Origin of the sequence: uncultured Fenollaria sp. (assembly GCF_934202865.1) — a bacterium.
Lineage (GTDB): Bacteria > Bacillota > Clostridia > Tissierellales > Peptoniphilaceae > Fenollaria.
This window is the reverse complement of the sequence record NZ_CAKPYL010000039.1, coordinates 1-14,318: the sequence shown is the minus strand read 5'-3', so window position 1 is coordinate 14,318 and position 14,318 is coordinate 1. Positions and strand designations below refer to the sequence as shown.

General features: G+C 39.4%; 9 protein-coding genes, 2 tRNA genes, 1 other RNA gene and 1 pseudogene. 5 read left to right on the top strand and 8 right to left on the bottom strand.

Features of this window, described 5'->3' with window-relative positions:
* Window positions 1-483: 483 nt before the first annotated feature.
* The 3 genes and pseudogenes from Q0E71_RS05010 to Q0E71_RS05000 all read right to left on the bottom strand — a co-directional run.
* A pseudogene (locus Q0E71_RS05010) lies at window positions 484-603 on the bottom strand (IS200/IS605 family transposase); the annotation flags it as partial.
* Window positions 604-821: 218 nt separating this feature from the next.
* On the bottom strand, window positions 822-1,463 hold the full coding sequence (locus Q0E71_RS05005) for a CatB-related O-acetyltransferase (protein WP_294796668.1): 642 nt from the start codon (window positions 1,461-1,463) through the stop codon (window positions 822-824).
* Window positions 1,464-1,783: 320 nt separating this feature from the next.
* On the bottom strand, window positions 1,784-4,552 hold the full coding sequence (locus Q0E71_RS05000) for a phosphodiester glycosidase family protein (RefSeq protein ID WP_294796666.1): 2,769 nt from the start codon (window positions 4,550-4,552) through the stop codon (window positions 1,784-1,786).
* A 258-nt stretch (window positions 4,553-4,810) separates the two neighbouring features.
* On the opposite strand from Q0E71_RS05000, the gene Q0E71_RS04995 reads away from it, so the two are divergent.
* A tRNA-Pro gene (locus Q0E71_RS04995) sits at window positions 4,811-4,887 on the top strand.
* A gap of 903 nt (window positions 4,888-5,790) precedes the next feature.
* On the opposite strand, the gene tnpA is transcribed toward Q0E71_RS04995, so the two are convergent.
* From tnpA to Q0E71_RS04975, 4 genes are all read right to left on the bottom strand, one after another.
* Window positions 5,791-6,255 (bottom strand): IS200/IS605 family transposase, encoded by a 465-nt coding sequence (gene tnpA, locus Q0E71_RS04990; RefSeq protein WP_294796663.1) that lies wholly within the window; start codon window positions 6,253-6,255, stop codon window positions 5,791-5,793.
* Between the two features lie 181 nt (window positions 6,256-6,436).
* Window positions 6,437-6,703: signal recognition particle sRNA large type (gene ffs, locus Q0E71_RS04985), an RNA gene on the bottom strand.
* A tRNA-Ser gene (locus tag Q0E71_RS04980) sits at window positions 6,703-6,795 on the bottom strand. Before Q0E71_RS04980 ends, ffs begins: the two co-directional genes overlap by 1 nt.
* Before the next feature lie 132 nt (window positions 6,796-6,927).
* Window positions 6,928-8,859, bottom strand: coding sequence for a stalk domain-containing protein (locus Q0E71_RS04975; RefSeq protein WP_294796660.1), 1,932 nt, complete (start codon window positions 8,857-8,859; stop codon window positions 6,928-6,930).
* 267 nt (window positions 8,860-9,126) lie between these two features.
* On the opposite strand from Q0E71_RS04975, the gene Q0E71_RS04970 reads away from it, so the two are divergent.
* Both Q0E71_RS04970 and Q0E71_RS04965 read left to right on the top strand, forming a co-directional pair.
* The gene (locus Q0E71_RS04970; RefSeq protein ID WP_294796657.1) at window positions 9,127-9,645 is read left to right on the top strand and encodes an adenine phosphoribosyltransferase; all 519 of its coding nucleotides are present in this window, start codon (window positions 9,127-9,129) and stop codon (window positions 9,643-9,645) included.
* Window positions 9,638-10,456 (top strand): ATP-binding protein, encoded by an 819-nt coding sequence (locus Q0E71_RS04965; protein ID WP_294796654.1) that lies wholly within the window; start codon window positions 9,638-9,640, stop codon window positions 10,454-10,456. The genes Q0E71_RS04970 and Q0E71_RS04965 overlap by 8 nt, the downstream gene beginning before the upstream one ends.
* A gap of 518 nt (window positions 10,457-10,974) precedes the next feature.
* Here the strand turns inward: Q0E71_RS04965 and Q0E71_RS04960 are convergent.
* Window positions 10,975-11,805: a mechanosensitive ion channel family protein gene (locus Q0E71_RS04960; RefSeq protein WP_294796651.1), complete on the bottom strand. Its 831-nt coding sequence runs from the start codon at window positions 11,803-11,805 to the stop codon at window positions 10,975-10,977.
* A gap of 175 nt (window positions 11,806-11,980) precedes the next feature.
* Between Q0E71_RS04960 and Q0E71_RS04955 the strand changes: the two genes are divergently transcribed.
* On the top strand, window positions 11,981-12,526 hold the full coding sequence (locus tag Q0E71_RS04955; protein ID WP_294796648.1) for a LemA family protein: 546 nt from the start codon (window positions 11,981-11,983) through the stop codon (window positions 12,524-12,526).
* The gene (locus tag Q0E71_RS04950) at window positions 12,526-14,292 is read left to right on the top strand and encodes a DUF2207 family protein (RefSeq protein WP_294796645.1); all 1,767 of its coding nucleotides are present in this window, start codon (window positions 12,526-12,528) and stop codon (window positions 14,290-14,292) included. The genes Q0E71_RS04955 and Q0E71_RS04950 overlap by 1 nt, the downstream gene beginning before the upstream one ends.
* The last annotated feature ends 26 nt before the right edge of the window (window positions 14,293-14,318 follow it).

The following is a 14,318-nucleotide window of genomic DNA, read 5'->3' as shown; positions in this document are numbered from 1 at the left end:
AATTTTTAATTAAAAACTTAATATTGCTAGAAAAACTATAATTCATTTTTATCCTCTATAAATAGTTCATTATCAATTAAATATTTAAGCAATGAAAAAACATCATTATGAACTTCTTCTTGTGAAAAGCAATCATATGTATCTGCTATAGCTTTTTGAGATACTGCAATCAAACCTTCTAATTTATCTGATTTATTATAATCTTCATATAATTAATCATAATATATTAATTATAATATGTCAAGCTATTGCTTTTTTGTACTTTCTTTAATTTTCTTAATTGTCAGAAAATATCTTATTCTGGGAAAAACATATTTCTACAAAATATCCCCCGGCCTAGCCGGGGGTTTTTCTCATGCGGCCCAAAGGGCCTGTATTACTAGCCACGCCTCAAGGACGTTGCTTAATCTGTCACTTGCAAATTATACTAGCTACCCTTTAAAAGGGTCAATTGCATCAAATGTCAGCTGTTCACTAAGCTTGTCCTATTTCAAGTCTTTTACCGCCATAAAATTCTTTCCTTCTATATTTAGGAGCAAACACTATGTGATATTTGCAATTCCATTTTGTATGTGATAAACTATGTGTGTCATTCAATGACATTTTTAATTCCTCCCTTTTTTTGATTTTTATATTGCAATTGACAGATTACAATTATATTATATCAAATAGGGAGGTTTTTATGTTTGTTTATCACCGCTAAAGCTAAACTGAACCCCCCCCCAGTCTAACTGGGGGTTTTCTAATACAAAAAAGGCAACCCCAATGGATTGCCTTAAACTGCTTGTCTATTGCTCGGAATAATTGAGATTTTCTATCTTTTAATCATCGCAATCAGTTAATTTATTTATATCTCCTGATTGTATCGCTGCAATGTGCGCTTTAATCTTTTTTGTTTCCCAATTCCACCATTTAATTTCTAATAAGGCAGAAATAGTTTTGTCAGTAAATCGTTTTCTAATAGGCCTTGCCGGAACACCACCGACAATCGTATAAGGAGGAACATCTTTAGTAACCAATGCTCTGGTGCCTATAATTGCTCCGTCCCCAATTGTAATCCCTGACATAATCATAGCTTCATATCCAATCCATACATCATTTCCTATCGTTATATCGCCTTTATTATCCCAAGCATTTATAATATCTTTTTTCTCTAATTCCCATTCTTCAAAGAATATTGGAAAAGGATATGTGGAGAGTGAGTGTATCGTATGATTAGCACTTGTAAATATAAATTTTGCTCCACAAGCAATAGAACAAAATTTGCCGATTTTTAACTTATCTCCGTTAATGGGATAATGATACAGTACATTATTTTTCTGAAAATCTTTTGGATTGTTTACGAAGTCATTATACATAGTATAATCACCAATCTCAATATTTTCGTCATTTACTACATTTTTCAAATAAACAGTTTGATTATCACCCGTTCGTGGATATATTTTTTTCTCCGATATAGTCATTTTTAATCCTCCAAATCAAATATTTTTATTTAGACCATACCGGAAAATGCAATGCAGCGCTTCACCTACACCACTCCTTTTTTACCTCATTGTTTTATAACTTTTATCATATCAATTTGTCTTATGTTTTTTTAATAAATCATAAATAGTATAACATAAATCAAGTAAAAAATCAATCTTTGCAAGCGTAACACTTAAAATTGCACTCTTAGTTGTCAAGACATATCTTATGCTAGGAAAAACATATTCCCATAAAAAAAGAACTGCTCTCACAGTCCTTTTCGTTTAATCTATTCTATAATAATAGTCTCTATACCATATTAATAGTTAGCGATAGTGTATGCACTTGCGTTTGGATTGAAAGTGAATTGCACGTAGCTCCTCTTAACTAGGTCGGCCTTGGTCTTGATAGGCTTGTTGAAGACGTTAATGTATCTCACCTTGTCAAGCACTTTGACGGACGCTTCGTTTGAGCCGGCAACGACGTAGACGTTTTTGCCCATGTCGGCAAGCTCCTTAAGCTTCGCGTGAAGTAATTCCGCTTCCTTCTTGTCGGTGAAGCCGCCCTTGCCAAAGACAGGGCTCGTCATAGTCACGACCAAGTTCTTTTGCGTGATGTTCTTCAAGCTGCCTGTGATGTAGCTCCACTCTTTTGCGTCAGAAAGCCTTAGTGACCTCTTCGAAGTATTTAAGTTTAGTATAAAGGCGTTTGTCGTAGCGCTTGTCGAGAAAACGTTTCCATTCTTCAAAAGGTTCTTCGAAACTGCCTTCTTAAAGCCGCTGTCGTAGTTATTTAGCAAGATGCCTGTATCAACTTTATTCATCTTATTGATTATGGCTGTCTTTGCTCCGGCAAAATTTTTGTCTTGATTAGCGTCATAGCCTGAAACCACTAGGTATTCGCCGCCACGAGCCTTTGCCAAGAAGCCGTTTTGACTATCTGCCAAGACAGATGAATTGTCGATGGCGTTTTCAAATTTGTGTTCATATAGTAAATCGATAGCATCGACCAAAATCTTTGACTTAACCATGGCAGAGTTATTGGAGCTGCCCACGTAGATGTTTAGTAGGGTATATGGATACGCCTCGTTGTCAGGAATTTCTGCCTCAAGATATCTATAGTCACTAAAATTAATTTTTTCGGTGAAAGTGATTTGCTCAGCAAAGCCTTCGCTGTCCTTAATAGTCGCCTTAAGCATGGCGCCCTTCGCATCTCCCTTGACCCACATGCCAAGCCTCTTTGGTTTGCCAGCTAAAACTGGTGGCTTCTTGAAGCTTATATAAGCAGCTCTTGAGTCATCAAGCTTTGAAAAGTCGTAGTTAAGCTCAACTGCGCCCTTGCCTTGCTTTGCGTCCTTTGAAATTTTTAAGCTAGCAGCCACTTTATCAGCTGGGAAGCTCGATGCCTTAATATTGTCAAGGCTTTCAAAATCTAGTAGTGGCTTTGTATTGAAGCCAATAGTTACTGGGATGTTCTTATAAGTATTTTTATAGCCCATGGTAATGTAGCCGTAACCAATATTATTTGATGCAGTGAAAACATTTCCGCTCATCGCACCAACCTTGCCCCAGATGGAGAAATTAATGCTAGAAGTCGGAATTTTAGCGCTGCGGCCTTGATTATCTAGACCGATGATGTCCTTGATAGTGTATTTATCGCCAGGTTTTGCGTTTATCTTTTCAGTTGAGCTTCTTAATTCAACCGGCTCTGAGTAAACTTCGATGTTTTTCGTATCGCTCGCACCTTGGTAAGTGACTGTAACCTCAGAAACGCCTTGAGAGGCGCCAATAAAACTGCCTCCTGCACAAGACGCGCCATTCGTAGCGCTTGCACTTACTGCATTTGCGTCAACTCTGACAGGATTGTTACTTGCGTCGTAAGCTTTAACACTGTAGCCTACTGGTACACCAGGGAAAGCCTTGTCAGTATCGAGCTCAAGCTCAATTCTTTGTGCAGCGCCTGGATTGTCATTCGAGAAAACTCCAACGCCTGATACAACAGCTCTTGGAGTGCCGCCCGATGGCTTGTTTATGATCTCAGCAGAGTCCATCGCCTTAGTCTTTTTGACCATGGTAGTCGATCCGCCGCCATCAAGGTTCATCGCATTGTAGCAGCCGAAGCTCTTGAATAGCTCGCCAAATTCCTTTTGAGTAAGGCCAGCATAACCATTCCTTCCGTCAACAGTGATGATGACTATCTTTGAGCCGTCTTGTGTGACGCCGATACCAGTTCTTGGGTGTCTGCCTTTATTGACAATGTTAGTTTGCATAGCAACACCATCTTTTAAGATGATGGAGCCGCCGCCCATAGCAAATTTTAGACCATTGTGGTCGACATTTGAAGTGACTTGCAATTCAAGCGGAGTGCCAAGAGTTAGACTTGCTAGAGGCGAGTCATTTTGGCTAAGGACATAACCATTCTCAGGGATATCAAAAGGCTCGCCATTCGTTCTTATATCAGCAACAACGCCATTCTCAACGAGAATTTCAGTCATGTTCGCAGCCTTCGCGCCGAAACTCTTCTTGCCCCAGTCCCTTGTTAATAGAGAAAGGTATTTGTAGCCGCCGTAAGCCTTGTTGTAGCCGCTAACGTGGTATTTTGCGCCAGTTAATTTATTTAAGATGTCAACAGATTGAGTGATGTAGCCCACATGCATGTCGCCAGCATTGCTTTGGTAGAAGACAGGCAGATTGTTCTTACCCTCTTGAGCCGAGCTAATAAGTTTGCCGTCATTGACGATCACGCCAAGTGTCGATGGATGCGGTTGGTAGTTGAAGTAGTCGCCGTTAACACCAGCAACAGCGCCACTTACAGAGACCATGTCCTTAACATTCGACCTGTGAGAAACACCTTCAGTGTTAAACATCGCCTTGATCTCGTTCATGCCACTAGTCGCGTCAATAGTCAAAACATTTAGGTTTTGCCAGCCCTCGCTCGTGAATCTCTCGATATTCGCGCGATGCACGCCGCTCGCCAAATACTCTTCCTTTCTTTCTTCGTTAATTATATAAGCTAAAGAACTTTGACTTAAAATCGAAAATGCAAGCGTTGCGCTAAGAGCGATACTTGCTATACGTTTAAATTTCATTTTATCCTTCCTTTCTATCATACGTCTCCATTATATAACAAAATGCACTAAGTTTGTCAAAATTCATGCAATTGTAACTATTTTGAAATATTGAGAATGGTTTAATAGCGATAGCTATTAAGATAAAATAAAAATATTGTAAATTCGTGAGATAATAGAAGAAAAACTATAATAATAGTAGAAATAATGAGTAAAAAAGAATTATCTTCACTTGCAAGAATGTATAGAGAACGGTATAATAGGTGAGTAATATTTCGGCGGGGTGTAGCGCAGTTTGGTAGCGCACGTGGTTTGGGACCATGGGGCCGGGAGTTCGAACCTTCTCACCCCGACCATAAAAAAACGACTAAACAATTGTTTAGTCGTTTTTTTATTTCGCATTCGATTTGCGCCTAAGACTATTTTGATTCGCAAAATCGTTTTCTTCCGTTGTAAGTGTTTTATTAAAGTAGTTTATTTTAGTTAATATAATTGACACAATATGTATTTTGATCAAATTATATATTTTTATCTAATCCAAATGCATTTAACTTAGCATAGTACATCGAAAATTGTTTTCGTCGCTTGCTGGTCTACATAAATTGTTAATTTCTAAACTCGATGTCTTGAAAATTCATATTCGTTCGCTGCGCTCAACTAGATGAATTTTCGGGCAGACATCTTCATTAAGAAATTAATGCAATTTATTCCGAATGCTGCGCTCGTGAAAATCAATTTTCTCACTATTAAGTGGCGGATAACTATTAATAGTAAGGATATATTTAAAAGTTTTTTTATATCAAACATATTTCTTATTTAGATCAATTTTCTATCACCTATCGCATCAATAAATCTATACGCGGGATTGAAGAACCCCGTCCATAAATGGACGTGAATCTTTGCGCTAAGCGTTGTGCAGAGCAAACTAAGGGCACATATGATTCTTAACTGGATCAATTTTTTATCTTCTATCGCATCAATACACATATACGCGGGAGTTCGCAGAGCAAACGAGATGATTGGACGAAGTGGACTGACGAGGCAAGCGGAGCGTACAAATGCGTACTCGAGCATTGCCGAGGAGGGAACGAGTTCAAGGGCTCGTTTGAATGCGAAATCCAAATCATAACCACCGGCGTAGCCGGTGGTTTGCTCTGCCCCTGCAAGGGGCTTTTACCTGCTGTGCACCTTGTGCACGTTGAAAGTCTACCACTTGCACTACTTTCTCAACTGACGCTAAAGCGCCTCTTTACTTCTTTTTACTTATCTGTCTTTTCTCCTGTGAATGGATCTATATATTCTTTAAGACTTATTTGATCTTTTGTAAAATCTTCTTTAAGTTGATTGCGTATATACTCTTGTATCTTTTTAGCATTTTTTCCTGCTGTATCTACGTAGTAGCCTCTGCACCAAAAATGTCTGCTGCCATATTTATATTTCAGACTCGCATGTCTATCAAATATCATTAAGCTACTTTTCCCTTTTAAATATCCCATGATTTCTGAAACGCTATATTTAGGTGGTATTTTAACTAACATATGAATGTGGTCTGGACATAATTCTGTCTCTATTATTTCTATTCCTTTTCTTGACAGAAGATCTCTTAGTATCTTTCCTATATCTTCTTTTATTCTTCCGTATATTATTTGTCTTCTATATTTGGGCGCAAATACAATATGGTATTTACAATCCCAAGTTGTATGTGATAAAATATTCTTATCCAATTGGATTAACTCCTTTCTGATATTTATTGTAGTTTGGTAGACTATTTTTATTATATCACGAAAGGGGTTTTTTCTTGAAGCTAAAGCTACTTATTCCCCCAGCATAGCTGGGGGTTTTATTGTGGTCAACCCACAAGTAAAAGGGTCAGTTTTTTTAAACTGACCCTTGTTTTTTGCTATGTAGTGCACCCGACTCTGTTCGGCTTCTATAAGTGTTACCACAACAGACAGCTCCCGAACGGCACCCTCGCGGCACACACAAATACATACTTATCGCTGCTTCCGCCAGGACCTGACGAGGTTCGTATGATTTATGTTGCGCAAGAACCCTTCGTTCAACACCTCTTATTGTGGGCAAGCCCCACAGAAGACGCCCTCGGTCGGGAATTCATTCCAAATATAGCGGATTTATGGTTACAGGATGCCGCTACCTTCCCAACTAGCACGTGGCGGAGAGAAGGGGATTCGAACCCCTGATACGCTTAATCACGTATACCCGCTTTCCAGGCGAGCGCCTTCAACCAACTCAACCATCTCTCCATGCCGATTGTTTTACAAAGTTTTTAACTTGACTTAACCATTATAGTATAAATCCCATCCATTGTCAAGATATATTATTTAAGCAAAAAAGATCCGCCCATATCAATGAGCGGACCCTTAGGACTTTATAAATTATTTACTTAAAACTCTTCTTGTCAATTTAACTTGCTTCATAACTGGATCCCAGATGATGTCAGTGCCATCTACTAGGCCAAGTGCTCTTGCTATGTTAGCGATTGGAAGCATTGTTCTACTGCTGTTGATTTCAGGCTTAACATCACTTGTGTAAGTTACGCCACTAACGATAATCTTGTTAGACTTTATAGGTATTTCAACTCTTTGAGTTAAATCCCAGATAATAACAGTCTTTGTTTCAGGAACCCAAGATACTTGTAGACCAAGAGCTTCGGCAACATATCTTAGTGGAAGCATTACTCTGCCGTTCTTAACATATGCAGCAACGTCCATTTGGTGCTTAGTAGTAACGTTCTTGTTAACCTTAGTAAATACGTTAGAACCAACGTTTATAGTTGCGCTTGCTTCAAATACTTGTGGAGTTTTTTCAACTACTTTTTCTTCTTCAGCCTTTTCTTCAGCCTTCTTTTGTCTTTCGTAGTAGTTGTCCTTTTTGTTTCTATGATATCTGTAATAATAGTAGTCATCATAGTAATAAGGATAAGCGTCAGTGAATTCTACGTAAACAGTTACATTGCTTGCTGGCATATTGAATGAGTCAGTTGTTGTGTAATTATAGTATCTGTAGTCATAATATCTGTAGTCATATCCGTCATAGTATCTGTAGTCATAGTAGTGACTGTAGTGTTTAGCCTTTAGATAGTCTTCATAGCTACTATATCTTCTGTAGTAGTTATCTACATAGTCATCATAGTATCTGTAGTAGTCACTGTAATAACCATCATAATATCTATCGTAGTATCTATCGTAATATCTGTTATAGTATCTGTAGTCATAATCATCCCAATATCTGTAACCGTTCTTCCAGAAGCTAGGGTGTCTATCTTTTAGATAATCTTCATAAGTAGCGTAATCATTGTAATAATAGTTTCTGTAGTCACTGTAATAGTAGTTGTAATCGTTGTAATATCTTCCGTTGTATCCATAGTAATAGTAGTCGTTGTATGCATAGTTCTTAATAATATGTTTAATATTATTTTCTATATAGTAAACGCTTTTAACTGCATAGCCATAATTTGGTGTAGCTGTTACAGTGATAGTTTGTTTTTCTTTAGCTAAAGTTGGACTTACTGTGAAAGATCCGTGATTTGTGTATCCTTTGAAGACATTATAGTAGCCGTTTTTTTCTGCTACTTTCTTATCTTTTTCTTGCGCAGATAGTTTGTTAGTTTCTTCAATTACTTTATCTAATGCATCTTTATTTTGAGTTGCATCTATTTTTTTCTTAGCATCTTCTTTTTGTTCTTTTGATAAGTATTCATCTGCATCTACTTTTTTCTTAGCGTCTTCTTTTGCTTCATCTAAAGCTTTCTTATCATCAGCTGCTTTTTTATTGTTTGCATCTTTTGTTCTTGCATCAGTAAGAGCTTTATCTACGCCTTTTAAATCTTCAGCGTCATCAATAGCTTTTTCAAATGATTTCTTTTCTTCGTTTGATAGGTTTTCTAGAGCTTCAACTTCTTCTTTAGCTTTAGCTTTTGCTTCTTCAAGTTCTTTTGCCTTTTTATCTGCTTCTGTTTCAGTCTTTTTGAATGTTGCTGTAACTGTAACTGCTTCAGCTGGCATAGTGAAAGTTTTATTACCTTCAGCTAAAGCAACATTTCCTCCTGATTCCTTAGTAACTGTAAGTGATTCTAATTCATAACCTTCTTCATTTGGAGTCGCTGTTAATGTAACTTCATCACCTTCTGCTGCTTCAGTAGGATTTGCTGTAACAGAACCGTGTTCTATACCTTCTGCTATTTTTATAGCATGTTTTGTTGGTTCAGTTGTTCCTGGTGTATCTTCAGCAAATACATTCATTGGCATAACTGCTACTAGCATAACGAATACCATTAGCATAGCCAAAATATTTCTTAACTTTTTCATACTACTACCTCCCTAGTATTGAATAATTTTGAAAGTCCTAAATAATTCCTTTCTTATCTATATTATACTTCTTAATTAAAATATTTGCAATAGCAAATGTGCTTTTTAATCAAAATGTAATATAACATTATACTATACTAAAGACTTTGAATATAAATTTTTTCTATAAAGAAATATTTACGTAGTGGCAAGGCCATTCACATAAAGATAATACAAAACGATTGCCATAAAATATATTTAGTGGTATAATACTCTTTGGGTGATAATATGGATTTAAAAAGCACTATAAGGGTGGTTGAAGGCTTCCCGAAGGAAGGGATTTCGTTTAAGGACATAACTACGCTTCTTAAGGACAAGGACGCTTTCAAGTACGCTGTAGATGAATTAGAAAAGAATATCGAGGGCCTTGGCGCTGAATACATTGTCGGACCTGAGGCGAGGGGCTTCATGCTTGGCTGCGCGCTTAGCTACAAGATGGGTCTTGGCTTTATTCCTGTTAGAAAGAAGGGCAAGCTACCCAGCGAGACTGTGTCGTACTCTTATGAAAAGGAATATGGCACTGATACTATCGAGATCCACAAGGACGCGATCAAGCCGGGCACTAAGGTTGTTGTAATTGATGACCTTCTTGCGACTGGTGGAACTGTTGAGGCTGTTAAGGATCTTCTTGTGAAGATGGGTGCCGAAATTGTTGCTTTTGAGTTTTTGATTGAACTAACTGACCTTAAGGGCCGCGACAAGCTTGATGGCTACAAGGTTGACTCTTTAATCAAATATAATGTATAGTATAGAGAAAAAAGAGATTGAGCGCTTCATCATCAAGAGCTATCGCAAGGAGCTTTGGAAGAAATTTCTTAAGGCGATAAACGATTTTAACCTGATTGAAGAGGGTGACAAGGTCTTGGTCGCTATCAGTGGCGGCAAGGACTCGATCCTTCTTGCGAAGATGTTTGAGGAGCTGAAGAAGCACTCGATTTTTAAATTTGATGTCTGCTACGTGAGCATGGACCCTGGCTTTACTAAGGAGAATAGGGAGAAGCTTGAGGAGCTATGCAAATTTTTAGGCATAGACATACAAATATTTGAGACGGACATATTTCAAGTGGCTGAGAAGCTTGCGGGCGACTACCCGTGCTACATGTGTGCTCGTATGCGCCGCGGCGCCCTATATGGCAAGGCGAAGGAGCTTGGCTGCAACAAGGTCGCTTTGGGTCATCACATGAATGATGTGGTTGAGACGACGCTTATGAATATGCTCTACGCTGGTACTTTCAAGACCATGCGCCCGATACTTGATAGCCAAAACTTTGAAGGGCTCAAACTGATTAGGCCTATGTACTACATAAGGGAAGATGACATTAAGAGATGGCTTAAGAGAAGTGATCTCAAGGCTTTGGACTGCGCCTGCTCCGTTACGAAGAAGAGATCGGGTAATATACGCTACGAGATCAAGGACCTTGTCGCCGAGCTTATGGAGAAGAATGATATGGCGGAGAGGAATATTTTGAATAGCGCGATGAATATTAATTTGGACTCGTGCGTGGCTTGGGAGAAGGATGGAAAGAAATATCTTTTGGGAGAAGAGATAGATAAATAGTTTGCAATTGATTAATATAAAAAATGGCCGGAGTGATCCGACCATTTTCTTTTGCTTATTAAATTTAGTTTTTATATCTTTTTTCTATGTTTATGAAAATCACTTTTCATTTCATTTTTACTAGACTTGACAAATTCACTTCAAAAAGTGTTTTTGCTAATCAAATGCAATCGCCTTACTTTATTTTTTCGATTTAGATCTCTTTCCTTTATTAACTAACCCTAATTCTCTTTACCCTGGATCACACATCGACCATGGGACTTCGCAGAGCAAAACAAGTCTTAGGCGCTAATCGAGCGCAAACACTTTTTATATTTTTTTATTTAGATCATTTTCCTTTATTCACAAACCCTAATCATTTTTACTCTGGATCAATGTCCGACCATGGGACTTCGCAGAGCAAATTCTAGTATAAGGCGAAGCATAACGAGCGACCGACTGAGGTGTACGTACAGGTACTCCGCAAGGAGGAAGCGAGCGCGCAAGCCTTAGACGGAATTTGAACGCGAACGTATTTTTTAATTATTAATCACAAAAGTTTTATCTAGAACTCTTATATTATTCCTCCTAAGCTCTTCGATAGCAATTCTGCGCATCTCCCTTTCAATCCTCCATTGCTCACCCGGTATAGTCTTAGCGGCGCATGATATCACCACACCATCACTATTAAAATCAGTTATGCCCCATACATTAACCTCTTCAATAACTGCGTGATCTTCATCAACTTTTTTCAGCGCCTTCGTCAAGACGTCGATCGCCATTTGCGCGTCGGCATCATATGCTATAGGCACTGTAATCAGCGCTCTTTGAACGTTTTTGTTCCTATTTGTCACGACTCTTATCTCGCCATTAGGAATGACGTGCAGCTCACCGTTATAATCACGGATAGTCGTTGTACGCAGACTGATCTTCTCAACAGTACCAGTTTTGCCCGCTACAGTGATGTCGTCGCCCATCACAAAGCTATCTTCAAGCATAAGAAATATACCGCTGATGATGTCCTCAACGAGGCTCTTCGCACCAAAGGAGATCGCGATACCGCCTATCCCAGCAGTAGTGATGATGGCCGAGGTATTGACACCGAATATCCTTAGTGCCGACAAAAACCATGTAAACATGATGATGATTGTCGCAAAGCTCTTCAAAACGCTCAGCACGGTCTTAAGCCTCTTCGCGTCGATGGTTCTGAGCTTGTTGTACTTTTTCTTCGCAAGCCTACCTATGATTAAGCTGATGATCTTCACTATAATCAAGGCGATGACGAAGTATAATAGCACGAGGGCGATCTTGCCCAGTGAGTTAAGCGTGCCCGCCTCGGTCAAAAAATGTAATTTTATTTTATCAAACATACAATTCTCCCCTCTCTACCTATTTATTTTATCACAAGACGCCTCCATTATCAAGAATAGCTGTGCCACTGGCGGCCATATTTATATATAATAAGAAGAAAATTAAAAAACTTTACATTTCCCTTACAATTTTTGGGTAAAATATAAATGAAATATCTATTAAGGAGGAAAAATTATGTTTATAGTAATTTTAGGAGCGATAGTAGTGGTTTTAATCTCTTACTACATCGGCCAACAAAGGCGTTTCGTGTTTTTAGAGGAAAACGTTGACAATTCTCTTGCCAACATCTCTGTCAATCTTAACTCGCGTTGGGACGCTCTAAAGGCGCTTGCTAGTGCGGTTAAGGCTTACTCGGCTCACGAGTACGAATCTCTTGTAGGCATCATCGAAAAGCGTAGACCGGTTCTAAAAACTGCCGGCGATGTCAATGGCGATGAGGCTCTACTTGAAGGCGCTCTATCTAGGATAAATGCAGTGGCTGAGAGCTATCCAGAGCTAAAAGCGTCTGAGCTTTACACTAAGACTATGGACTCAATCAACGACTACGAAAATAAAGTTAGAATGAGCCGTATGGTTTACAACGACTGCGTTACAAAGCTTAACAGAGACGTTAAGATGTTCCCATCATCAGTAGTTGCTTCGATGCTAAACGTGCATCCAAGAGAGTATTTGACTGTTGATGACAACAAAAAGGACATGCCTGATTTGGAGTTTAGATAATGAAAAAAGTACTCGCGACTATCCTTGCAGCTATACTTATAGTTTTTTCTGTAAATATATATGCTGCCTCGGATAGTATCGACTCGATTGAGATAAAGGCCACGCTTATGGATGACGGCGCGCTTATGGTGACTGAAGTTTGGAGAGCCACACCCGGCACAGGCACTGAGTTTTTCATACCAAAGAGCAATATGCGCGACATAGTGATTGCGGATTATAAAGTTTCGGATGAAAATGTTCCTTATGAAACCATTAATAATTGGAATGTCGATGCGTCCTTTGATGAAAAGGCTCGCAAGTGCGGTATTAATGAGACTTATGACGGCATAGAGCTCTGCTTTGGCAAGAGCGACCTAAACAAGGACAAGACTTATACTTTGACTTATACTATGAGCAGCGCCGCTCAAAGCTTTGACGATATGGACGGCTTCAACATTCGTTTTGTGAATGATCAGATGGACCCTGCTCCAAAAAAGGTTTCTTTCGAGCTAAGCCTTGAGAGTGGCGAGATCACTGAGGACAACGCTCGTGTTTGGGGTTTTGGCTCAAGCGCTGACATTGTTTTTGAAGACGGCAAGGTCATAGTTCATGAAATTAATGACTTTGGCCCGGCAAATCACCTAACTGTTTTATTTGGCTTAAATAAGGGCGTGATCAATCCCATTAGCATAGGCAGTGGCACTTTTGAAGAGATGAAGGAAAGAGCTATGGATGGCTCTGATTATTATGATCGTCACGAAGAAAATATTCCTGAAGACGCTGATGAGGCTGAAGATGATTATGGTTATGAGTATGCTGGCGGAGGCTTCTTAAATGGCTTAAATAGAGCGACGAACATGATTATGGGGCCCTTGCGTCTTGCCTTTATCGCGATAGTAACGGGTTTTGCGTCAATGATGTTTCGCAAGTCCATTAAAAAGAAGGAGGGCAAACTCCCTGAAGATGTTGACTACTACAGGGACCTACCTATTGGCGGCAACATAATTTTGAATAATTTTATCCACTCGCAATTCCATTCATTTTCGGTGAGAAATTTGGTCGCGGCTTACTTTTTGAAATGGATTAAGGACGGCAACATCGAAGTGATTAACGAAAAATTCAAGAAGGGCTTTATTTTTAAGAGGGATGTGGCTGAGGATTGCTTCGCCATAATCAAGGAGCCGGCAAATGCGGACAGCATGGAAAGAGAGCTTTTTGATCTTGTTGAGAGAGCGTCTGGCGAGGACCGCATTTTGAGAAACGCTGAGCTTACGAAGGCGTTTGACAAAGGTGACCAGGCGACGTACTTTGTGCAAAAGTACAAGGATATCTCCTCGCTTGAGTCCGAAAAAGCAAGGCTGTCGACGCAAGAGACGCGTCTTGTGTTTTTTAAATATGATAAACTAACTATGAAGGGCCGCGAAGAAGCGGTTAAGCAAAAGGGCTTCATCAAGTTTTTGAAGGACTTCACTTTGATTAATGAGCGTGAAGCCGTTGAGGTCGCGCTTTGGGACGATTACCTAGTGCTCGCGGCGCTATTTGGCCTTGGGGAAAAGGTACTTTATAAGTTTAAGATGATAGACCCTAACTACACTTACGCTGGATATAGCGGCATGGATCCACTTGTGATGTACCACGTAGTTAATCATTTGGGAACAGCCATGAGCCACGTGTATGAGAACCATGCGTCTTCGTCATCGTCGTCAAGCGGCGGAGGCGGAGGTGGGATGTCGTTCGGCGGCGGCGGAGGATTCTCCGCTGGCGGATCCGGTGGCGGAGGACGGTAATTTCTTGCCTAATTTGCGGCTTTTGC

Bases quoted from the DNA above. Each gene is read 5' to 3' on its own strand.
- Q0E71_RS05005 (WP_294796668.1), bottom strand. From the start codon at position 1,463: ATGACTATATCGGAGAAAAAAATATATCCACGAACGGGTGATAATCAA.
- Q0E71_RS05000 (WP_294796666.1), bottom strand. From the start codon at position 4,552: ATGAAATTTAAACGTATAGCAAGTATCGCTCTTAGCGCAACGCTTGCA.
- Q0E71_RS04975 (WP_294796660.1), bottom strand. From the start codon at position 8,859: ATGAAAAAGTTAAGAAATATTTTGGCTATGCTAATGGTATTCGTTATG.
- Q0E71_RS04970 (WP_294796657.1), top strand. From the start codon at position 9,127: ATGGATTTAAAAAGCACTATAAGGGTGGTTGAAGGCTTCCCGAAGGAA.
- Q0E71_RS04965 (WP_294796654.1), top strand. From the start codon at position 9,638: ATGTATAGTATAGAGAAAAAAGAGATTGAGCGCTTCATCATCAAGAGC.
- Q0E71_RS04960 (WP_294796651.1), bottom strand. From the start codon at position 11,805: ATGTTTGATAAAATAAAATTACATTTTTTGACCGAGGCGGGCACGCTT.
- Q0E71_RS04955 (WP_294796648.1), top strand. From the start codon at position 11,981: ATGTTTATAGTAATTTTAGGAGCGATAGTAGTGGTTTTAATCTCTTAC.
- Q0E71_RS04950 (WP_294796645.1), top strand. From the start codon at position 12,526: ATGAAAAAAGTACTCGCGACTATCCTTGCAGCTATACTTATAGTTTTT.